The sequence below is a fragment of the Fictibacillus enclensis genome (assembly GCF_001457035.1).
Lineage (GTDB): Bacteria > Bacillota > Bacilli > Bacillales > Fictibacillaceae > Fictibacillus_C > Fictibacillus_C enclensis.
Genome location: NZ_KQ758619.1, coordinates 141706 through 163874, shown reverse-complemented (window position 1 = coordinate 163874; position 22169 = coordinate 141706). Strand labels below are relative to the sequence as shown.

Below are 22169 nucleotides of genomic sequence, written 5' to 3'. Positions count from 1 at the left end.
TATCGGCTTTCGCGAAACTTGTCAAGAACTAATAAAGGAAACCGGCGTGCATCTGCACAGCCGGTTCTGCTAACTAGCGGTCTTCTTCGTCTTCCTCTTCTACTTCGTATAATTCCTCTTCAGCGGCTTGGTCTTCCTCGTCCTCTATATCTTCATCCAGCTCTTCATCGCTGTCTGCGATATCGCCGAAGCCCTCATCCAAGTCTTCATCTTCATCTTCATCGTCGTCATCGCTGCTGCTTGCTTTGGCAAACTCATCATCCACCTCAAGTGCATCAAAGTCTTCATCTTCGAAATCTTCATCGTATTCATCGAAGTCCTCATCTTCAGCAACGACTTTTTTGCGCTTGGTCGGCTTGTTTGTATTCCCCAGTTCTTCCTCACTGCTTTCGATCGGATACCAGGCTTTGAGGCCCCACTTGTTATCTCCAAGTGAAACAAATCGCCCATCGATGTTCATATCCGTATAAAAATGAGAAAGACGACGCTGCACTGCAGCGTCAGAAATACCTTTCAAATCTTTAATGCGCTGTACAAGCTCATAAAAAGAAATGGTGTCTTTTTCCTCTTTCAAAATTTCAAAAGCAATTTCAACCATGGCCATTTCCATGATTTCTTCTTTTGAACGCGTTTTGATTAAACTCAAGTTGGCACTTCCTTTCAAATCAATAAATCTATTTATATTATGGATGCATACGTTTAGTTCTAGAAGAATTATACTCTTCATTATAAACAAATCTTCCAAGGATATGCTAGATGAATGATATCTTTTTTTCCAAATCAGTGCAACTGGTTAAAAAAATAGAAAAAGAGGATGCTATTGTCCTCTTTTTCCGATATTCGTTTACATATTTCTACGGTATTTGCCGCCTACTTCATATAGTGCACTGGTGATTTGGCCAAGGGAGGCTGCTTTGACGGTCTCCATCAGTTCTTCAAAGATGTTTCCGCCGTTGAGTGCGGTTGTTTGAAGCTTGCGAAGCGCCTCTTCCGAGCGGTCTGCATTTTTCTGTTTAAAATCATTTAAATGAGCGATTTGCTGCTCTTTTTCTTCTTTTGTGGCCCTCGCCAGCTGCATGTTAAACTCTTCATCTTTCGGCGGGTTAGGGTTCAGGTACGTATTCACACCGATAATCGGAAGCTCTCCGTTATGTTTTTTCATTTCATAGTACATGGATTCTTCCTGAATTTTTCCGCGCTGATACTGGGTTTCCATGGAGCCCAAAACGCCGCCCCTCGTATTGAGCCGTTCAAACTCTTGCAAGACGGCTTCTTCTACGAGGTCTGTCAGCTCTTCGATGATAAAGGAGCCCTGAAGGGAGTTTTCATTGCGGGCAAGACCAAGTTCCTTTGTAATAATGAGCTGGATAGCCATAGCTCTTCGCACCGATTCTTCCGTTGGCGTCGTAATCGCTTCATCATAGGAATTGGTGTGAAGCGAATTACAATTGTCGTACAACGCCATCAAGGCCTGCAGCGTCGTACGGATATCGTTAAAGTCAATTTCCTGGGCATGAAGCGATCTACCGGAGGTTTGCACATGATACTTCAGCTTTTGGCTTCGTTCGTTTGCTCCGTATTTATTCTTCATGACAGTGGCCCAAATTCTTCGGGCTACGCGGCCGATGACTGCATATTCCGGATCCAGTCCGTTGGAGAAGAAGAAAGAGAGATTTGGCGCAAAATCATCGATCTTCATGCCGCGGCTGAGGTAGTATTCCACGTACGTGAACCCGTTGGCAAGTGTAAAGGCCAGCTGGGTAATCGGGTTCGCTCCCGCTTCCGCAATATGATAACCCGAAATGGAAACGGAATAATAGTTTCGTACGTTATGATCAATAAAGTACTGCTGTATATCCCCCATCATCCGAAGGGCAAATTCCGTTGAAAAAATACACGTATTCTGTCCCTGGTCTTCTTTCAGGATATCCGCCTGCACGGTCCCGCGGACGCTTGCTAGTGTTCTCTCTTTTACGTCCAACAGTTCCTTTTCATCCGGCTTGCGTCCATGCTCTTCCTCAAATTTTCGCAGCTGCTGTTCAATGGCTGTATTCATGAACATGGCCAAAATAATGGGTGCCGGCCCGTTGATGGTCATTGAAACGGACGTGCTCGGTGCCGTCAAATCAAAACCGTCATACAGCTTTTTCATGTCGTCCAGTGTACAGATGCTGACCCCGCTTTCGCCTACTTTTCCGTAAATATCCGGGCGGTAATCCGGGTCCTCCCCATACAGGGTCACTGAGTCAAACGCCGTGCTCAACCTTTTGGCGTCATCGTCCTTGGATAGATAGTGGAAGCGGCGGTTCGTCCGCTCGGGCGTTCCTTCTCCGGCAAACTGCCGCTTCGGATCCTCCCCTTTTCGTTTGAACGGGAATACACCTGCTGTATACGGAAAAGCGCCAGGTACATTTTCCTTCATGGTCCACTTGAGGATCTCTCCCCAGTCTTCATACTTGGGAAGGGAGACTTTCGGGATGTTTAAGCCAGAAAGACTTTTAGTCGTAAGCTCCGTTACGATTTCTTTGTCTCTGATCTTCGTTACAAATTCCATGCCGCTGTACTGTTCCTTCAGTTTTGGCCAGTTTTCAAGCGTCTTTTTAGAAAACGGAAGAAGGTTTTCTTCCACTTGCCTTCTTGTTTCCTCCAGTACCGGGATCACTTCACCATCGCTGTTGATTTCCTGAATGGTTTCAATGGAGCCTTTCAGCTGATAGCTCTTGCGGGCATATTTCACCTGTTCATCCATTGTTTTGTAATAATTCCTGATCGTATAAACCAGGTCATTTAAGTACTGGCTCCGTTCGCCGGGAATGATGACATTTCGTTTAGCGACGGTTTCTTCTGCCAACGGCTTCAACTGCCAGCTCAATGAGCATTTTTCATTCAACGTTTCAATTAACGCCCGGAATAATGTGTTTGTCCCCTGGTCATTGAACTGGCTGGCGATCGTCCCATAGACCGGCATGTCATCCAGTTCTTTTTCAAACCACTGGCGGGAGCGCTGGTACTGTTTTCTCACATCCCGAAGCGCATCCTCTGAGCCTTTGCGCTCATATTTATTAATCGCAATAAGATCGGCATAATCAATCATATCGATTTTTTCCAGCTGGGAAGGTGCACCAAATTCACTGGTCATCACATACATGGATACGTCTGAAATATCGACAATCCCTGCATCCCCCTGGCCGATACCGCTGGTTTCCACGATCACGAGGTCATACCCTGCAGCCTTGACGATCGACAGCGCATCCCTTATGGCTGCCGACAGTTCGGAGCGTGAACCACGGGTTGCCAGACTCCGCATATAAACCCTTGGATTGTAAATGGAGTTCATGCGGATACGGTCACCCAGCAAAGCACCTCCTGTTTTTTGCTTGGTCGGATCGATGGAGATAATGGCCACTGTCTTGTCTTCAAATTCATTCACAAAACGGCGGACCAGTTCATCCGTCAAGGAGCTCTTACCGGCCCCTCCTGTTCCGGTAATCCCGAGGACAGGTGCGTTTTGCTGTGAGGTTTTCACCTGCTGAAGCACTTCTTCAGCCGTAGCTGCCGTTTCTTTCGGAGCCATTTCGCTGTTTTCAGCCACTGTGATCAAACGGGCAACTGCCCTGCTCTCTTTTTCAGGAAGCTTCTCCAGTTCATCCGTAATCTCGGTAACCGTCTGAAAATCGCATTCCTGCAGCATCAAATTAATCATGCCCTGCAGACCGTTGATTCTGCCGTCTTCCGGCGAGAAGAGGCGGGTCACACCATAGCTGTGCAGCTCTTTTATTTCCGGCGGAATAATGACACCGCCTCCTCCGCCAAACACCTTAATGTGGCTTGCTCCCCGTTCTTTCAAAAGGTCGATCATGTATTTGAAGTACTCCACATGCCCCCCTTGATAGGAGGAGATCGCAATGCCCTGGGCATCTTCCTGAATGGCTGCGCTTACGACTTCATCCACCGAACGGTTATGCCCCAGATGAATAACTTCGGCACCGCTCGACTGCAAAATGCGCCTCATGATGTTAATGGACGCATCATGCCCGTCAAACAGGCTGGAAGCGGTTACAAAACGGATATGGTTTTTCGGCTGATATACTTCCGGACTACTCATTTACCCCTGCTCCTCTCTGACACTTTATACCCACTCAAGTGAAACTTTTATTTTTGACTCCATTTAACAGCAGATGGGTCTGCATTTTTGTGTACTCTTCCAAACTATATTCTTTTCTGAGGCTCCAGCGGCGGAACGTCCACATTTGGCCATGGACCAATATGTTGTGAGCCAATAGTTTGACTTCCTCTTCGCACAGATCAAGCTCCCCCTGTTCCACGGTCTGCTTTATGAGCTCCTCAAAAATCTCCGTCATTTCCAGCTCTTTTTTCAATACATAAGGCAATGCTTCCCGTGACAGTGATTTGACTTCCTGATACATGACCAGCACTTCATCCTGCATTTCATCCACCACGTTAAAATAAACAGCGATCGCTTTTTTTACATGATCAATGCTGCCTTCTGTCATTCCGATCTGCTCGTTGAGCTTTTCCCTGACCCCTTCATAGATGCTGTCACAAACCAAGTATAAAATATCTTCCTTTGACCGGATATATTCATAAAGCGTGCCGATGCTGAAACCGGATGCTTTTGCAATTTCCCTTGTTGTCGTCCGGTGAAAGCCATTTTCTTTAAACAGATTGACCGCAGCTTTGACCATTTCACCCCGCCTCTTTTGGATGAGTTTTTCATCCTTAACCAGCGAAGGTACTTCCTTTCTTGCCAATGGGGTCACTCCTTTCCGTCCTGGTTTTTATCCCATCGTTCAAGGATCTTCCCTGCGGCTGTATACGGATCGAGCCTTCCATCCTGCACGTCTGCTAGCCACCGGTAACCATCCGCCTCTTCTTTTAAAAGAAGAGTCCGCATCAGTTCATAGTGAACGACTTCAATCACTTCCTGTTTCAGGCGGCGCGCCCGCCTCTCTTCTCCCTCACCGCTCGTCTCCAGATAGGTACGATGTGCTTTCAGCTCGCCCCATACCTCTTCAAGGCCTTTGTTCTGTACGGAAATGGTCTGGACCACAGGAGGCTGGTAAGGCGCATCATGCTTAACCAGATCAAGCATGGCATCAAGTTCGGATAGCAGTTTGGGCACACCAGGAAGGTCCGCTTTGTTCACAATGAACAAGTCGGCAATTTCCATAATCCCTGCTTTAAAGACCTGGACCACATCCCCGCTTCCCGGGTTTAAAACGACGGCAATACTGTCAGCAATCTTCATGATATCAAGCTCTGATTGGCCGACTCCGACCGTCTCAATCAAAATGACATCAAAGCCGAATGCATCCATCAGCCGAACGGTTTCCTTTGTCGTTCTCGCGAGGCCGCCCAGGCTGCCCCGTGTCCCCATGCTGCGAATAAAAACATCAGGATCTGTAAAGTGCTCGCTCATGCGAACCCGGTCTCCCAAAATCGCACCTCCGCTGAACGGGCTGGTCGGATCAACCGCCACAACCCCGACCGTCAGGTTTTGCCTGCGAAGATAAGTGATCAGCCGGTTGACCAGAGAGCTCTTGCCCGCACCAGGCGAGCCGGTCAGACCTACATAATGGGCCTTCTTTTGCATCGCATGAATATCTTTTAACAAATCCAGCTTTTCAGCGTGATCGTTTTCAACGTAGGAAATGGCTCTCGCAAGTGCCCGTTCATCTTTGTTTTTTATGCGTTCGGCCAAAGGATGCATGGTTTCCTCCTTAATCTTTCAGCAGCATTTTGGAAATGACCAGCCGCTGGATTTCCTGTGTTCCTTCATAGATTTGTGTAATTTTCGCATCACGCATATACCGTTCAACAGGATACTCTTTTGTATACCCGTATCCACCGAATACTTGTACAGCATCGGTTGTAACTTCCATCGCGATATCGCCGGCATACAGTTTGGACATGGCCGATTCTTTTCCATAAGGCAATCCCTGACTCTCACGCCATGCCGCCTGATAGGTCAGAAGTCTCGCCGCTTCCACCTTGGTGGCCATATCAGCCAGTTTGAAGCCAATCCCCTGGTTCTGGCCGATCGATTTGCCAAACTGCTTTCTTTCTTTGGCATAGTTGACTGCCGCGTCCAATGCCCCCTGTGCGATTCCGACAGCTTGTGCTGCGATGCCGTTGCGCCCGCCATCCAATGTCATCATGGCGATTTTAAAGCCCTCGCCTTCTTTGCCAAGCATGTTCTCTGCAGGGACTCTGCAGTCCTCCATGATCAATTCAAGTGTTGGCGAAGAGCGAATGCCGAGTTTCTTTTCCTTTTTGCCAAAAGAAAAACCTGGTGCTCCCTTTTCAATGATAAAAGCGGAGATACCGCGGTGCCCGGCAGTTGGATCTGTCATGGCAAACACTACATAAATCTCTGCCTCACCCGCATTGGTAATGAAAATTTTAGAACCGTTGATAATATAGTCATCACCGTCTTTTTGGGCAGTGGTTTTCATGTTGGATGCATCGGACCCCGACCCTGGTTCAGTCAGGCCATAGGCCCCCATTTTCTTGCCTTCTGCCATCGGACGCAGAAACTTCTGCTTTTGTTCTTCTGATCCAAATTTAAAAATGGGCCATCCCGCAAGCGATGTATGGGCGGATAAAGTTACCCCTGTCGATGCGCATACTCGAGAAAGCTCCTCAACCGCAATCACATAGCCAAGATAGTCGCCGCCAATCCCGCCGTATTCTTCCGGCCAGGGAATGCCTGCCAGCCCAAGCTCCGCCATTTGGTCAAAAAGATGCCGGTCAAAACGCTCTTCTTCATCCCGCTCTGCCGCTGTTGGCTCTACTTCATTTTTCGCAAAGTCCCGCACCATTTTACGGATCATGTCGTGTTCTTCAGAAAGTTGAAACTGCATGTTCTCATGCCTCCCGGTTTAATCTGCTAATAGTTGCTTGCTCAGTACGATTCGTTGAATTTCACTCGTTCCTTCATAAATTTCACAGACCTTCGCATCTCGAAACAGCCGTTCTGCCGGATATTCCTTCGTATAGCCATAGCCTCCATGAACCTGTATGGCATCAATGGCTACTTTCATGGCCGTTTGTGAAGCGACAAGTTTGGCCATGGACGCTTCTTTTTTGCAAGGAATGCCGAGATTACGCAAGTGTGCTGCGCGATAGGTCAGCAGTTTGGCCGCTTCCACTTTTGTAGCCATATCTGCAAGCATAAAGGCGAGGCCTTGCTGGGCACCGATCGGTTTTCCAAACTGCTTGCGCTGTTTTGCATATTCAACGGAGTATTGAAGTCCTGCATCTGCAATTCCAAGCGACTGGGCAGCAATGCCGATTCTTCCTGCCTCCAGATTGCTCAGGGCAATTTTAAAACCTTCGCCCTCTTCTCCAAGACGGTTTTCCACAGGCACTTCTGCCTGCTCAAAGATAATTTCACAGGTATTGGACCCGTTCAGTCCCATTTTCTTTTCTTTTTTTCCTATGGAGAAGCCCGGGGTATTTTTTTCAACCACAAAGGCGGAGATTCCCCTTGATCCCGCCTCCGGTGAGGTGGAAGCGAATACGATATACGTATCTGCAGCCCCTGCGTTTGTAATGAAAATTTTGGAGCCATCCAGGATGTACTTAACGCCTTTTTTAACCGCTTTTGTTTTGAGAGCGGCCGCATCAGACCCTGCTCCCTGCTCGGTCAGGGCAAAAGCTCCGAGGTATTCACCGGTCGCAAGCTTTGGAATAAACCGCTGCTTTTGTTCTTCATTTCCGAAATAGAGAATCGGGTTGGTTCCGACACTTGTATGCACGGAAAGGATAACCCCAACCGAGGCACTTACCTTCGACAATTCATGAATGGCGATGATGTAAGAGGTGTAATCCATGCCTGCGCCGCCATATTCCTCGGGAATGGGAATGCCCATCAGGCCAAGACCCGCCATTTTTTTTATAATCGCTGTTGGAAACTGATCTTTTTCATCCATCTCATCGATGATGGGTGCAATTTCTTTCTGTGCAAAATCCCGCACCATCTTTTGCATCATGAGCTGTTCTTCTGTAAACGTGAGATTCACGTTTCATTCCCCCTGTCACGCTTTTCTGCCCTCAGTTATACGTGTAGAACCCCTTGCCGGTTTTCTTTCCGAGCCAGCCTGCCTTTACATATTTACGTAAAAGCGGACATGGGCGGTATTTATCGTCTCCAAACCCTTCATGAAGGGTTTCCATGATATAAAGACAGGTGTCGAGGCCGATGAAGTCAGCCAATGTGAGCGGTCCCATTGGATGGTTCATTCCGAGTTTCATAATTTCATCTATGGCTTCTGGTTCTGCCACACCTTCATATAGGGCAAAAATAGCCTCATTGATCATCGGCATTAAAATCCTGTTGGAGATAAAGCCGGGGAAATCCTGCACTTCCACTGGAACCTTGCCGATTTTTTTGGTGATGGATTCTATCGTTTCGTATACTTCATCGCTTGTTTGCAGCCCGCGGATAATCTCTACGAGTTTCATGACCGGTACCGGATTCATAAAGTGCATGCCGATGACTTTCTCCGGCCGCTTCGTAACCGCTGCAATTTCAGTAATCGGAAGGGAGGAGGTATTGCTCGCAAGGATCGCATGCTCCGGTGCCATCTCATCAAGCATTTTAAATACCTGCGTTTTCACATCCATGTTTTCCACAACAGCCTCAATGATCAAATCGGCTTCCGCAGCGTTTTGGATGCTGGTGGATGGAAGGAGACGGTCTAAAACACCGTCCCTGTCTTCCGGCGTCATCCGGCCTTTGTTCACCTGGCGCGACAGTTGGGCTGCGATCGATGCCACTCCCTTTTGGACGTATTCTTCCTTCAGGTCGTGAAGGTACACTTTAAAATTGGCCATGGCGCAAACCTGCGCAATGCCTGAGCCCATTTGTCCTGCTCCGATGACCATGATGGTTTGAACGTTCATGAATAAATCCCCCTTTTCATTAATTCACTTCAAGCAGGATAGCGTCGCCTTGCCCGCCTCCAGAACAGATCGATGCGATTCCGAGTCCGCCGCCCCGGCGTTTTAACTCATGAATCAATGAAACAATGATTCTTGCCCCGCTGGCGCCGATCGGGTGTCCAAGTGCCACCGCTCCGCCGTTTACATTCACCTTCTCCAAATCCAGTCCGGCAAGCTCCGCGCTTGTCAGCGCAACAGCCGCAAATGCTTCGTTAATCTCAAACAAATCAATATCATCCAGGGACTTCCCTGTTTTTTTCAACAATTCATTGATGACCAGACCCGGCGTTTTCGGGAAGTCCTTCGCTTCCACCGCAATGGCGGTGTGTCCAAGAATGGTGGCCATGATTTCTTTTTCCTCTTTTTCTGCCCTTTCCTCTGACATGAGAACGAGCGCCGCCGCTCCGTCATTTACGCCCGGTGCATTTCCGGCCGTAATGGATCCATCAGCAGAAAAAACTGGAGCAAGCTTGGATAACCGTTCAAGAGAGGTGTCCTTTCTTGGTGCCTCATCGGCTGAAACAACGACCGGATCTCCCTTTCGCTGAGGGACCTCCACTGAAATTATTTCTTCTGCAAAGGTTCCGTTGTCCGTAGCGGCAACAGCCCTTTGATGACTGCGCAGTGCCCACTCATCCTGTTTTTCTCGGGAAATTTCCATTTCCTTTGCCACGTCGTTTCCATAAGTACCCATGTGTACGCCTGTAAAAGAGCAGGTGAGGCCGTCATGCGTCATCAAGTCTTTCACCTGACCATCCCCCATTCGGTAGCCCCAGCGCGCCTTTGGAAGAATGTACGGAGCATTGCTCATGGATTCCATTCCACCTGCAACAATCAGGTCTTCATCTCCCGCACGGATAATCTGATCTCCCATGGTGACACTTCGCATACCGGATGCACAAACTTTGTTGATGGTTTCTGTCTTTACTTCCCAGGGCAGTCCTGCTTTTTGAGCAGCCTGGCGTGAAGGAATTTGCCCCTGTCCGCCCTGAAGGACACAGCCCATGATCAGCTCACCGACCTGATCTGCCTTAACATCCGCTCTCTTTAGCGCCTCCTTAACGGCCACTGCGCCAAGATCGGAAGCCGACAGGGTGCTTAATCCTCCTCCAAATTTTCCAACGGGTGTTCGGACACCACTGACAATTACTGTTTTCGCCATTCTGATTGCCTCCCTTATAGTAAACGCTTTCAACTTGTACTGAGCGAACGCTCGGTCGCCCCTTTTCCAAGGAGTAACCTGCAGCCCATAGGACAGCAGGTTTCTCTCTTTTTATAACTCGCTTCAAAAGCCTGGTGGATGGGAGGTTAATCTCCGTTTCAGGCTGCTCGCTTTCCTCGGGCGGGCGCTGAGCCTGAGCGGCGTAATCGCCTACTTCCCCGTCGCTTGATCCTGGGGACCGGCGAAACGCCTTCCTGGTCTCATCTATCCCGCTTTTCCCGTAGGACAAGGAAAGCTTCGACAGCGAGACATCGCACGAAGTAAATGTGAAATTCATTTTCGAGGATCTCGCACCTTCCACTCCAATTAACTGATTCTTGAAGCTTCTTCATAAGAATGCTCCCCAAGCAAAGGACTACGAAAATTTATTGAACGACTGCTTTTTCAGGCTGGAAGAGGGAACGTTCGAGAATCTCAACGACATCAAGCGTTTGTACCTGGTCTTCCACTTCCTTGGCTTTGGTTCCGTCACTGAGCATGGTCAGGCAGTACGGGCAGCCGCTGCCAATCATGGTCGGGTTCACCTCAAGCGCCTGTTCGGTACGGGCCACGTTGACACGCTGGCCGGCTTTCTCTTCCATCCACATCATGCCTCCGCCCGCGCCACAGCACATGCCGTTTTGACGATTGCGGTTCATTTCAACGAGCTTTACGCCCGGGATGGCTTTTAAAATCTCACGTGGTGGTTCATAAACTTCGTTGTAGCGGCCGAGGTAGCAGGAATCATGGTACGTAATGACCTCATCGACCTCAAACTTCGGTGTAATTCTGCCTTCTTTGATCCACTCTGCCAAGAGCTCGGTATGATGATATACCTCTCCATCAAAACCGAATTCAGGGTACTCATTTTTAAACGTATTGTACGCGTGCGGATCAATCGTAATGATTTTCTTCACATTGTGCTTTTCAAACAGTGCAACATTGCTGGTGCAAATTTCCTGGAATAAGAACTCATTTCCGATTCGTCTTGGTGTGTCTCCTGAGTTTTTCTCCTTGTTGCCAAGGATGGCAAATTTCACACCTGCTTCATTCATGATTTTAGCGAAAGCAAGGGCAATCTTCTGGCTTCGGTTATCGTAAGCTCCCATTGAGCTGACCCAGAATAGGTATTCAAACTCTTCTCCGGCCTTCTCCACTTCTTTTACGGTCGGAATGGAAACGTCTTCGCGAAGCTCCCGCCAGTTCTCTCTTTCTTTCTTCGAGATTCCCCACGGATTTCCTTGTTTTTCGATATTTTGAATGGCGCGTTTGGCGTCAGCATCCACTTTACCTTCCGTTAGAACAAGATAACGCCGCATATCAATAATCTTATCCACGTGCTCATTCATAACGGGACATTGATCTTCACAGTTTCTGCAGGTTGTACATGCCCAGATCTCTTCCTCGGTCATGACCTCCCCGATCAGTTCGATGTTGTAATCAAATTTAAAGGCTGAGCTGCCTTCAGTGGCTGCAGCCATTTCTTTCGCTGCAGCACCTTTTCCTGCTGCTTCAAAAGCAATTTGATTGCCTCTCGTATTTGAAAAAGCAAATGCAGGCATCCACGGTGTGCGTGAGGTGACAGCCGCTCCTTTTTCAGTAAGGTGATCTCTTATTTTTATAATCATATCCATCGGCGAAAGCATTTTGCCTGTCCCGGTCGCCGGACATACATTGGTACAGCGTCCACATTCCACACAGGCATACAGATCAACCAATTGTTTCTGGTTAAAGTCTTCCACTCGGTTAACCCCGAACACTTCCTGCGTTTCATCCTCAAAATTGATGGAGGACAGCTTTCCTACCTTATCCTTTCGCCCAAGCCACACATTGAGCGGGCCGGCGATCAAGTGAGCATGCTTTGATTGCGGAACATAGACGAGGAACGTCAGCAGGAACAGTAAGTGAACCCACCAGGCGATAAAAAACACAGTCACAACGGCAGGCTCCGGCAACCCTCCAAAAAGATACGCCAGGCCTGAAGCAATCGGTGCGGTCCAGTGAAGCTCGAGATTGTGCCAAAGAATTTCCATGGAATTGCCAAGAAGTACCGAAAGCATGAGACCGCCAATGAAAAGCAGTACAAGCCCTGCCTTAAACCCGCGTTTCAGACGGACAAGCTTTTCCACATATCTGCGGTAAAACGCCCATACGACTGCAACCAGGATTACAAACGTAACGATTTCCTGGAAAAACGTGAAAGCAGGATAAACCGGTCCCAATGGCAGGTGCGATCCAGGAGCAAGCCCTTTCCAAATAAAATCAATCGCACCAAATTGAACGAGGAGAAATCCATAGAAAAACATGACATGGATCGCGCCGCTCTTTTTATCTTTTAAAAGCTTTTTCTGACCGAACACATTGACCAGCACCGCTTTTATGCGTTCCTGGACAGTATGGTCGAATTCCACTTTTTTCCCCATTTTGATGAATTCGTACCGCGTTTTGACCACATAGGTAAATAAATAAATGGCGTAAGCGGTTACAAGAATAAAGGCAATCCAGTTTAAAATCAGCAGGCCGTTCATCATTATGCTCCCTTCACCTTTGTCTGTAGCTTTCCCCTTTTCCATGGTACATCTTGATTTATTATTCAAAAAGGGTTGAATTTTCTGAACCCATTATATCATAAAAAAAGAAATGAATGAGCATTCAGTCAATTTTATTTAAAAAATTTTTTCTCTTCCTTTTGGATAGACTAAACACCACTGATCCTATGAAAGGGAGGAAGGGTTATCATGATTGCTGTTATTGTTCTTATCCTATTACTGCTTCTGGTCTTTTTTATCTGGCTCGATTTACACCTGGGAAGAAAAAACGTTCAGCGGCATGACATCAAAACGCCTTCCTCCTGCAGCGGGAAGGCGGCACTGCTGACCACAGGCACACAATTTTTCGATACATTGTTCGAGGAAATTGAAAAAGCCACCCATCATGTGCATGTTCAATTTTATATCTATCACGAGGACAGCATCGGTCAAGAGATGTCCTCTCTTCTGAAGAAAAAGGCAAAAGAAGGCGTCAATGTCCGGCTTCTGGTGGATTATATGGGCAGCTTTTTCCTTAAAAAGAAGGCAATTAAGGAACTAAAAAAAGCCGGTGTTCAATTTGCCTACAGCTTTACGCCCTGCTTTCCTTACTTTTTTTATAAACTGAACCGCAGGAATCACCGGAAAATTACAATTATCGACGGAAGCAGGGGGTTTATGGGCGGATTTAATGTGGGGGATGAATATTTGGGCAGGGATCCGAAGCTCGGCTATTGGCGGGATTATCATTTGCTGCTGAGCGGACCGGTCATCCATACCTTTCAACAACAATTTATGATGGACTGGGAGGCAGCCAGCGGAGAAAAAGTCAACGGCAGCGAGTATTTTCCAGAGCTTGAAAAAGGTCCAGTCAAAATCACCACCCTTTTTTCAGCCAAGGCTATTTATTCTTTTTGGCTGCAGCACATTAATCAGGCTCAAACCAGCATCACCATCGGCTCTCCCTATTTTATTCCTGACCGACCGCTTCAAAATGCGCTTCTACAAGCCATCAAGCGAGGAGTAGAGGTTACGCTGCTTGTGCCCATGAAGTCAGATCATCTGCTGGTCAAGGAAGCTTCGTATTTTTATTTTAAAGATCTGCTGAACGCAGGCTGCAAAATTGAGGAATACTATGAAGGTTTTTTTCATGCGAAAGTATTTTTGGTGGATGACAAAATTTGCGATATTGGAACAACCAACTTTGATCAGCGAAGTTTTTTTACCAATTCAGAGGTCAATTGTATTTTTGAAGACCGACATCTGATCGAGGAGGCAAAAAAGGCGATCAAAGAAGATTTGGACCGTTCGGAAACCCTTACTATGACCGTCTGGGAGCGAATGTCCTATTGGAAAAAAACAAAAATCCTGTTTGCTAAAGTTTTTTCACCTTTTTTATAAGTTTTGTTTACTGTATTCGGATTAGGTGAATGAGTTAGTAATACTCGAGTTAAGGAGCTCCTCTAATGATCGCATCTTTCGGCTACGTATCTACCGCTCTTACCCTTTTTGATTCATCGCCATCCAAAACGATGACCTTTGCCACCTGGTCCAAACTGAAAAAAGAAGAACGAGAACAGCGGCTGATACAACTAACAAAAACCAACTTAAAAAATACACTGCGGATTGTTCATTATAATATCGCTTCCGAATTCCCTTTGTACCGGATGTCGTCTTCCATTGTTCCGCTCGCCACTCATCCCGAGGTTAATTGGGATTATTTGAAGTATACCCGTGAGGAATTCAGGGCCATTGGTGACCTTGTGAAAGCCAATGGTCTTCGGGTGAGCATGCATCCTAACCAGTTCACGCTGTTTACCAGTGAAAGAGAGCAGGTGACCAACAACGCCATAAAAGACATGGAATATCACTATGCCATGTTCGAAGCCATGGGACTGGAAAAGGAAGCACGGATCAATATTCATGTTGGCGGAACTTATGGAGATAAAGACTCATCCATCGCCCGATTCTATGAAAATATCAAAAAACTTCCGGCACCCGTAAAAAAAGCGATGACGCTTGAGAATGATGATAAAACCTATACCACTGCAGAAACTCTGGATATCTGTGAGAAGGAAGGCATTCCAATGATGTTTGATTATCATCATCATATGGCCAATCCAAGCTCTGTGCCTTTAGAGGAGCTCCTTCCGCGTTTTATCGACACGTGGAAGGGAACCGGACGCCCCCCAAAAGTTCATCTTTCCTCACCAAAAACAGAAAAGGCCTATCGCAGCCACCATGACTTCGTAGGCTCTGATTATGTGCTGCCCTTTTTTAAAATGGTGAAAGCCTATACCGATGAGCTCGATGTGATGATTGAAGCCAAACAAAAGGATCTGGCTCTCATTCAGCTGCTTCAGGATTTGAGCAAGGTGCGGGGCATCAAGCGGTTGACGGGCGGCACGCTCTTTATCTAATCTCTGTCAGCCATTGTGACAGCTCACGGTTGAAGTATTGGTGCTGCTTCACCGGGATTTGGTGAAACGCCCCTGGAACAATAATAGTTTTCACATGAGAGACAAGTTTTTGATACACCTTTCGATAAGGCAAAAAATAAAACGAACGTGATCCGTAAAATAACAGAAGCGGCATCTCTAAATGGGATAATCGCTTTGTGCAACTGTAATTCAGGCTTTCTTCATAAAGGCGGCTCCAAAGTTTGGGGCTGCCTTTTTTACTTTCAGCCTTAATTTCCCTGCCGTCCTGAGAAGTGACTTGATGGGTCCATGACAACCCGTTCACCAATATGCCGGGGTGGTGTTCTGCCAAGTAGATTCCAAGCCGGAATTCTTTTTGCAGCAGCCATGAAGCCACTTGGGGAAAGCCGCCTGAAAGTACAAGTCCCTTGACGCGTTCAGGATACCGCAAGGCAAATTCCTGAGCAATGGATCCTCCCGCCGAATATCCACAGATCACCGCTTTTTCCACACCGCATTGATCCATCAATGCCAGCAAATCCTCCGCCAGCATAGGGATGGTTACCATATCACTCGGGCATGGCGTGTTTCCGTGTCCCCGCAAATCGTACGTAATCACCCGTGAAGAACAGCTAAAAAATTGATGCTGATACTTGAAGATCCGTGAAGTGAGGGCCGGAGGGTGAATAAAGACTACCGGCTGGCCCGATCCTGATTCTTCATAAAAGGTACGCACTCCTTGTTCCATTGCCGTCTCCTCCTTGGTCTTACCTTATGAAATGGGAAAGAGCCCATTGGTACAGCTGATATCCAATGTAAATTCCAACAATACCGGCGATGCCTGAAAGTGCAGGCGGTGCAGGAATCGGCAGTTTGAACAAAGCAAAAATGATGCCAACAGCCGCTCCGGTAATGAGTGATAAAATGACAAGTTTCACGTTCCATTCCTCCTCTGTTTTATCGTGCACTCTCAGCAGAGGGTTTATCCCCATTCCCGAATGCGGGCAATAAAAAACCGGCTGCGATGACAGCCGGTTTATAGCATTTATGGTTTACATTTTTTCCGGTGCGGAAACCCCAACAATGCGAAGAGCATTTTCAATCGCAATTTGCGTAGCTTTCATCAGGGCATACCGGGCAGTTGATTTTTCTTTGTTATCGGCATCCAGCACACGTTCTGCATTATAGAAGCTATGCAGGGCGGACGCCAGTTCGAAAACATAATTGGTCATTCGGTGTGTCAGCATTTTTTCGGCTGCTTCTTCAATCGCTGCCGGAAATTCTCCAAGCTTTTTCAGAAGTTCAAACTCTTTTTCAGAAGAAATCTGGGAGAGGTCGAGCTCTCCATCATAGGATAAGCCCATTTCTGCTCCTTGGCGCAGCATGCTGCATACGCGGGCATGTGCATATTGAACGTAAAACACAGGGTTTTCGTTCGATTTTGAAACGGCAAGGTCCATGTCAAAATCAAGATGCGTATCAGAGCTTCTCATCGCGAAGAAGTAACGGGTCGCATCAACGCCAACTTCTTCCATTAAGTCTTTCAGCGTAACGGCTTTACCTGTCCGCTTGCTCATTTTCACTTTTTCCCCGTTTTGGAAGAGGGATACAAGCTGAATGATCAATACTTCAAGCTGTTCACGGTTATACCCGAGCGCTTCAATCGCTGCTTTCATACGCGGAATATAGCCATGGTGGTCGGCTCCCCAAATATTGATCAATTTTTCGAATCCGCGGTCAAGTTTGTCCTGATGGTACGAAATATCAGGGGTCAAGTAGGTATAAGATCCATCATTCTTAATCAATACACGGTCTTTGTCATCTCCGAAATCGGTCGTTCTGAACCAGGTTGCACCGTCTTTTTCATAGACCACACCTGCTTCTTTCAGCTTCGTGAGTGCTTTGTCAATTTTGCCGGACTCATACAAAGAGGTTTCAGAATACCAGACATCAAAGTTCACCCGAAATTCACCGAGGTCGATTTTGATTTTCTCCAGCTCTTTTTCGAGACCATACTTGCGGAAGAAATTAAACCGTTCCTTCTCGTCCGCAGTTGCCCACTTATCTCCGTATTCCGCAGCCAGGTCCTTCCCAAATTCAATGATGTCTTTTCCAAAATAACCATCCTGAGGCATTTCCTTTTCCTGCCCCAGCGCCTGAAAATATCTCGCTTCGATGGAATAGGCCAGGTTATTGATCTGGTTTCCTGCATCATTGATATAAAATTCACGGGAAACTTCAAACCCGGCAGTATCTAGAATATTGCACAGAGAATCACCTACAGCCGCTCCACGCGCATGGCCAAGGTGAAGGTTGCCCGTCGGATTCGCCGATACAAACTCGACCTGTACCTTTTTGCCTTGCCCGTAATCCGTTCTTCCGTAATTCTCTCCTGCTGCAAGGATTGCAGGGATCAAATCAGTTAAATAGGCATTGTCCATATAAAAGTTGATGAATCCAGGTCCCGCAATTTCCAGCTTGCTGATGGACGCTTTGCTTTTATCGAAGTTTTGAAGAATTTCCTCCGCGATCACTCTAGGCGCTTTTTTTGCGATGCGCGCCAGCTGCATGGCCATATTGGTCGCATAGTCCCCGTGTGATTTATCCTTTGGCGTCTCCAAAACAACTTCAGGAAGCTGCTCTCTTTCGGCCAATCCGGCTTTTATTACCGCTTCCTCAATCTCCTTCTTTAAAAGGAGCTTTACCTGATCTACAACGTTCATGCTTCTGCCTCCTGAAATTTTATTTTTATTGTATATCTTCCTGTATCCTCTCCCTGTAATACAAGCCCGTAAATCAGGGTTAAGTCGCCTTTTTTTGCCTGCTGATTCCAGCGGAAATTCATCTGATGTGTGGTGGTCTCCATCCACAGCTGGCCATAAGGCGTATCATACATTCCCTGGGTGGTCTGTCCGATCAGAAACTTCTGCTTCATGGTTACACTGCCGCTTCTCAGGATCACAATGCCTTCATGATTCAATTTAATCACATTGTTGACCGATCCAGCCCCCTCTATAACTTCGGAATACCTGAGATAGGTGCTGTCTCCTTTTTTATACAGCGTCCCTTCAGCCTCCCCTGTATGTACGTCTTTTTCATGAGCATGCTGTATGACGGTTTCAAGTGTTAAATTGACCGCAATACCTGCACCTTGTCCATCCATATCGGATCCGTCCTTTTAATTTAAAATCTATTACAAAAAAAGAGCTTTCAATAGCCTCTGCATCACGCTTCATTATATATAACTCAACTATTATAAAGGATTCTTCCCTAATTCTTCAACCTTACCCTGCCATTTAAAAAGAAAAAATGCACTTCTCTATACGAAAAGTGCATTAAGCGGCCGGAAGTATGATCCTTACGATCGTCCCTTTGCCCGCATGGCTTTGAATATCAATTTTTCCCTGATGCTCCTGGATGATTTTAAAGCTGGTCATTAACCCGAGCCCGGTTCCTTTTTCTTTCGTGGAATAAAACGGTTCACCGAGCTTTTCAAGGCTCTCCGGCGGTATGCCGCATCCCTGGTCCTGGATTGTCACTTCAATTTCTGCTCCTTTTTGCACGCAGTCGATATGAATAATGCCACCATCCGGCATCGCCTCTATTGCGTTTTTCACAAGATTGATGAAAACCTGCTTCAGCTCATTTTCCACACACTGAACGAGGGACATCCTTTCCTCCAATTCGCAAACAATATGCACGTTATGAATGAGCGCCTGGCGGTCGAGCAGTGCGACAACGTAATGGATCAGCTCTTTAATGTCTTTATTCTCTACTGTCTTTGACTGGGGTTTAGCAAGAATCAAAAGCTCCGTAATTATCTGTTCAATGCGGTTCAGTTCATCGAGCATAATCCGGTAGTATTTGTCACAGTCCACGATGCCTTTTGATTGGAAAAGCTGTATAAATCCTTTCAACGCGGTGAGCGGATTGCGGATCTCATGGGCGACCGAAGCCGCCAGCTGGCCAACGATGGAAAGCTTATCAGAGTTTCTCAACAGTTCTTCCGCTGCCAGCCGCTCGGAAATGTCACGGGTAACCGCGATGATTTCAATCACTTCTCCTGTTTTCTCATCCTTGATTCCGCGGCAGGCGCTTTCCACCCATCGGAATTCACCATTTTTATGTTTCAGCCTTAATTGATAGTTGCCAATCTCTTTGCCATCAAGCAGCTGCTTATGAGCTTCCAGTGAACGGCGTATATCATCCGGATGAAAGAGGGCAAACGCTTTCTTCTTCAACAGTTCCTGTGGTGTATATCCAAGCAACTTCTCGCAGGCAGGGGAAACATACTGCATATTTCCATCAATCGTATGTGTGGAAATCATGTCTGTCGAATTCTCTGCGAGCAATCTGTATCGCGATTCGCTTTCCAGCAATTTTTCGTGGGAAGAAACCTGGTCTGTGATTTCCCGTCCAAAGACCAGCAGATTTTTTCTTTTTCCTTCCTCAGTAAACATAGGTATTTTGTACACGTCAAATACCCGGTCACCTGAAGGCATCCGGATTTTTTCGAGACACCGCTTCAATTTCCGTTCCTGCCACACGGTTTCGTCGGTTTGAATGCAATTGTCAAATACAGGTTTAAAGCAGGGAATCAATCGTCCAAGGTCAGCATCTGTTTTTCCGATAAATCCGACATGGGAGTAGCCAAACAGTTCACCTGCAAATTTATTGGCATAGACAAACTTGCCCTTTCCATCCTTTATCCCGATAAAATCGGGCACGACATGGGTCAGGCTGACAAGCAAATCTTTTTGGGGATCGCACTGGGTTTCCAGATCGTCATCCTGCATGCAGGGTTTGAGAATGCAAACCAGATAGTCGCTGTCCATACCAAGCTCATCAAGTTTGACAACCACCTGCTGCAAATTTTCCGGTATGACAACCCGTTGTTCCTGTAATTGCCCATTAAAATCTGGAAGGAGTTTCGAAATCGGAAGGCCTTCTATCTCTGTTTTGGATTTTCCGGTCAATTGCTGTGCTGCCACATTCATCTCCTGTATCAAATAGTCCCTGGTTAATACCAACACGGCATCGGACAATTGATCAATAAATGGCATTGGAGATTGTATAAGCTTGTTTTCCATTCTTCCCATTCCTTTCCACGTCCGGCGTTCATTGGTTTAACTATACCAAAATTGACACAATTCTGTAACTTTTTTCGACAAAAAAAGACGAAAGCCCGGTCATCCGGTTTTTCGTCTTTTATCGAAACGTTACTTTTTATTCACCCATCCCAGCAGGATTTCACGAAGGAATTTGCTGGCTGCGATTGGGGTTTGCTCGGAAGGATCGTAAATCGGAGCGACTTCGACCAGATCCGCTCCAATGACCTTTACATCGGATTCAGAAATCAGCTGAATGGCTTCAAGAAGTTCTTTTGACGTAATTCCACCTGCTTCTGCTGTTCCTGTTCCCGGTGCATGAGCGGGATCAAGGACATCTATATCAATGGTGACATAAACATTGCGGCCCGCCAGTGTCGGCAATACCTTACGTAAGGGCTCTGCCACATCAAACTTGTACATGTGCATGCCTGACTCTTTGGCAAACTGGAATTCTTCTCTCATCCCGGAACGAATGCCAAACGAATAAACATTCTCAGCTCCAATCAGGCCGCACGCCTTGCGGATCGGGGTGGAGTGAGAAAGCGGCTCGCCTTCATATTGTTCACGAAGGTCAGCATGTGCATCAATGTGGATGATAGCAAAATCATCGTATTTTTTGTTCAATGCTTTAAAAATCGGCCAGGATACAAGATGTTCCCCGCCCATTCCCAGAGGAAATTTTCCGGCATCCAGCAGGGTTGTGATGTATTCCTCAATAAGATCCAGGCTTCGCTGCGGATTTCCGAATGGAAGCGGAATATCTCCTGCATCAAAATAGTTCACTTCTTCCAAGTGCTTGTCCGCATAAGGACTATACTCTTCAAGCCCAAGGGAAGCTTCGCGGATTCTTGCCGGACCAAAGCGTGAACCAGGTCGGAACGATACCGTCCAATCCATAGGCATTCCATAAAGTACAGCATCAGCTGTTTCAAAATGGGGTTTGCTTAAAATAAATACGTTGCCGGAATAGGCTTCGTCAAATCTCATGGCGTGATATGCCCCTTTCTCATTCTGCAGACCTTTGTTGCTCTTGTGAGTAGTTGATTTTTATTTAATAAGATCTGCAACGAACTTCGGAAGCGCGAAGGCTGCTTTGTGAAGTTCTTTTGTCCAATACTTCGTCTCGATGTCATGGAAACGTTCTTCGTTAACTTCTAGTGGATCGTATTGCTTTGAACCAATCGTAAATGTCCAAAGGCCGCTTGGATACGTTGGGATGTTCGCAGTATAAAGACGGGTAATCGGGAAAATCTCGCTTACGTCTTTGAATACTTTAGAGATCAGTTCAGGCGTAAACCAAGGGTTGTCCGTTTGCGCTACGAAAATTCCGTCCTCTTTCAACGCTTTGGAGATTCCTTCATAAAATCCTTTTTCAAACAGCTTTGCTGCAGGTCCTACGGGCTCGGTGGAGTCAACCATGATGACATCGTATTGATTTTCACTCATTGCGATATGCATGAAACCGTCATCCACTTTAACTTCCACTCGGGAGTTTTCCAGCTCACCCGCAATTTCAGGAAGATATTGCTTGGAATACTCGATCACTTTTCCATCGATTTCAACCAGTGTCGCTTTTTCAACAGAAGGATGCTTCAATACTTCGCGGATTACGCCGCCATCTCCGCCACCAACAACCAACACCTGTCTTGGGTTTGGATGGGTGAACAAAGGTACATGGGCAACCATTTCATGATAAACAAACTCGTCTTTCTGGGTGGTCATAACCATGCCGTCCAGAATAAGCATGTTGCCGAATTCTTCTGTTTCTACCATATCAAGCTTTTGGAATTCTGTTTGCTCCGTCACATATGTACGTTTGATCTTAGCAGTAATTCCAAAGTTTTTCGTCTGTTTTTCCGTGAACCATAGTTCCACAGTCATCACTCCTCTATTTGAAATGCCAGGCATCGTTGTTCTTTTAACAAACATTACGATTATAGCA

Annotated in this window: 18 protein-coding genes; 2 read left to right on the top strand and 16 right to left on the bottom strand. The window is 46.7% G+C overall.

Annotated elements, in window-relative coordinates; genetic code table 11:
- Positions 1 to 73: 73 nt before the first annotated feature.
- The 9 genes from rpoE to AS030_RS16095 all read right to left on the bottom strand — a co-directional run bounded on the left by rpoE (position 74) and on the right by AS030_RS16095 (position 12696).
- Complete coding sequence (gene rpoE, locus AS030_RS16135) at positions 74 to 646, bottom strand: DNA-directed RNA polymerase subunit delta (protein ID WP_061973432.1); 573 nt, start codon at positions 644 to 646, stop codon at positions 74 to 76.
- A 198-nt stretch (positions 647 to 844) separates the two neighbouring features.
- Positions 845 to 4105: a fused isobutyryl-CoA mutase/GTPase IcmF gene (gene icmF / locus AS030_RS16130; protein WP_061973430.1), complete on the bottom strand. Its 3261-nt coding sequence runs from the start codon at positions 4103 to 4105 to the stop codon at positions 845 to 847.
- A gap of 34 nt (positions 4106 to 4139) precedes the next feature.
- The gene (locus AS030_RS16125) at positions 4140 to 4772 is read right to left on the bottom strand and encodes a TetR/AcrR family transcriptional regulator (protein WP_061973426.1); all 633 of its coding nucleotides are present in this window, start codon (positions 4770 to 4772) and stop codon (positions 4140 to 4142) included.
- A gap of 5 nt (positions 4773 to 4777) precedes the next feature.
- Positions 4778 to 5731 carry a methylmalonyl Co-A mutase-associated GTPase MeaB gene (gene meaB, locus AS030_RS16120; protein ID WP_061973424.1) on the bottom strand — a complete coding sequence of 318 codons (954 nt, stop codon included), beginning with the start codon at positions 5729 to 5731 and terminating at the stop codon, positions 4778 to 4780.
- A 10-nt stretch (positions 5732 to 5741) separates the two neighbouring features.
- Complete coding sequence (locus AS030_RS16115) at positions 5742 to 6884, bottom strand: acyl-CoA dehydrogenase (RefSeq protein ID WP_061973421.1); 1143 nt, start codon at positions 6882 to 6884, stop codon at positions 5742 to 5744.
- 18 nt (positions 6885 to 6902) lie between these two features.
- Positions 6903 to 8045: an acyl-CoA dehydrogenase gene (locus AS030_RS16110; protein WP_061973418.1), complete on the bottom strand. Its 1143-nt coding sequence runs from the start codon at positions 8043 to 8045 to the stop codon at positions 6903 to 6905.
- Positions 8046 to 8076: 31 nt separating this feature from the next.
- The gene (locus tag AS030_RS16105; protein ID WP_061973416.1) at positions 8077 to 8928 is read right to left on the bottom strand and encodes a 3-hydroxybutyryl-CoA dehydrogenase; all 852 of its coding nucleotides are present in this window, start codon (positions 8926 to 8928) and stop codon (positions 8077 to 8079) included.
- A 19-nt stretch (positions 8929 to 8947) separates the two neighbouring features.
- The gene (locus tag AS030_RS16100) at positions 8948 to 10129 is read right to left on the bottom strand and encodes an acetyl-CoA C-acetyltransferase (protein WP_061973413.1); all 1182 of its coding nucleotides are present in this window, start codon (positions 10127 to 10129) and stop codon (positions 8948 to 8950) included.
- A gap of 425 nt (positions 10130 to 10554) precedes the next feature.
- Positions 10555 to 12696, bottom strand: a complete 2142-nt coding sequence (locus tag AS030_RS16095) for a heterodisulfide reductase-related iron-sulfur binding cluster (RefSeq protein ID WP_061974174.1) — start codon at positions 12694 to 12696, stop codon at positions 10555 to 10557.
- 210 nt (positions 12697 to 12906) lie between these two features.
- Between AS030_RS16095 and cls the strand changes: the two genes are divergently transcribed.
- Complete coding sequence (gene cls / locus AS030_RS16090; protein WP_061973411.1) at positions 12907 to 14097, top strand: cardiolipin synthase; 1191 nt, start codon at positions 12907 to 12909, stop codon at positions 14095 to 14097.
- Between the two features lie 65 nt (positions 14098 to 14162).
- Positions 14163 to 15116, top strand: coding sequence for a UV DNA damage repair endonuclease UvsE (gene uvsE, locus AS030_RS16085; RefSeq protein ID WP_061973409.1), 954 nt, complete (start codon positions 14163 to 14165; stop codon positions 15114 to 15116).
- On the opposite strand, the gene AS030_RS16080 is transcribed toward uvsE, so the two are convergent.
- From AS030_RS16080 to speE, 7 genes are all read right to left on the bottom strand, one after another.
- Positions 15109 to 15864, bottom strand: coding sequence for an alpha/beta fold hydrolase (locus tag AS030_RS16080; protein WP_061973407.1), 756 nt, complete (start codon positions 15862 to 15864; stop codon positions 15109 to 15111). The two genes, uvsE and AS030_RS16080, sit on opposite strands and share 8 nt — an antisense overlap.
- Before the next feature lie 19 nt (positions 15865 to 15883).
- Positions 15884 to 16054 carry a XapX domain-containing protein gene (locus AS030_RS16075; RefSeq protein WP_061973405.1) on the bottom strand — a complete coding sequence of 57 codons (171 nt, stop codon included), beginning with the start codon at positions 16052 to 16054 and terminating at the stop codon, positions 15884 to 15886.
- A gap of 114 nt (positions 16055 to 16168) precedes the next feature.
- Positions 16169 to 17839, bottom strand: coding sequence for an arginine--tRNA ligase (gene argS / locus AS030_RS16070; RefSeq protein WP_061973402.1), 1671 nt, complete (start codon positions 17837 to 17839; stop codon positions 16169 to 16171).
- A complete protein-coding gene (locus tag AS030_RS16065) occupies positions 17836 to 18279 on the bottom strand; it encodes a YwiB family protein (RefSeq protein WP_061973400.1) in 444 nt (147 codons plus the stop codon). Before AS030_RS16065 ends, argS begins: the two co-directional genes overlap by 4 nt.
- Before the next feature lie 172 nt (positions 18280 to 18451).
- Positions 18452 to 20206, bottom strand: coding sequence for a PAS domain-containing sensor histidine kinase (locus AS030_RS16060; protein WP_061973397.1), 1755 nt, complete (start codon positions 20204 to 20206; stop codon positions 18452 to 18454).
- A gap of 129 nt (positions 20207 to 20335) precedes the next feature.
- Complete coding sequence (gene speB / locus AS030_RS16055; RefSeq protein WP_061973394.1) at positions 20336 to 21214, bottom strand: agmatinase; 879 nt, start codon at positions 21212 to 21214, stop codon at positions 20336 to 20338.
- Between the two features lie 60 nt (positions 21215 to 21274).
- Positions 21275 to 22102 (bottom strand): polyamine aminopropyltransferase, encoded by an 828-nt coding sequence (gene speE, locus AS030_RS16050; protein ID WP_061973392.1) that lies wholly within the window; start codon positions 22100 to 22102, stop codon positions 21275 to 21277.
- Between the last annotated feature and the right edge of the window lie 67 nt (positions 22103 to 22169).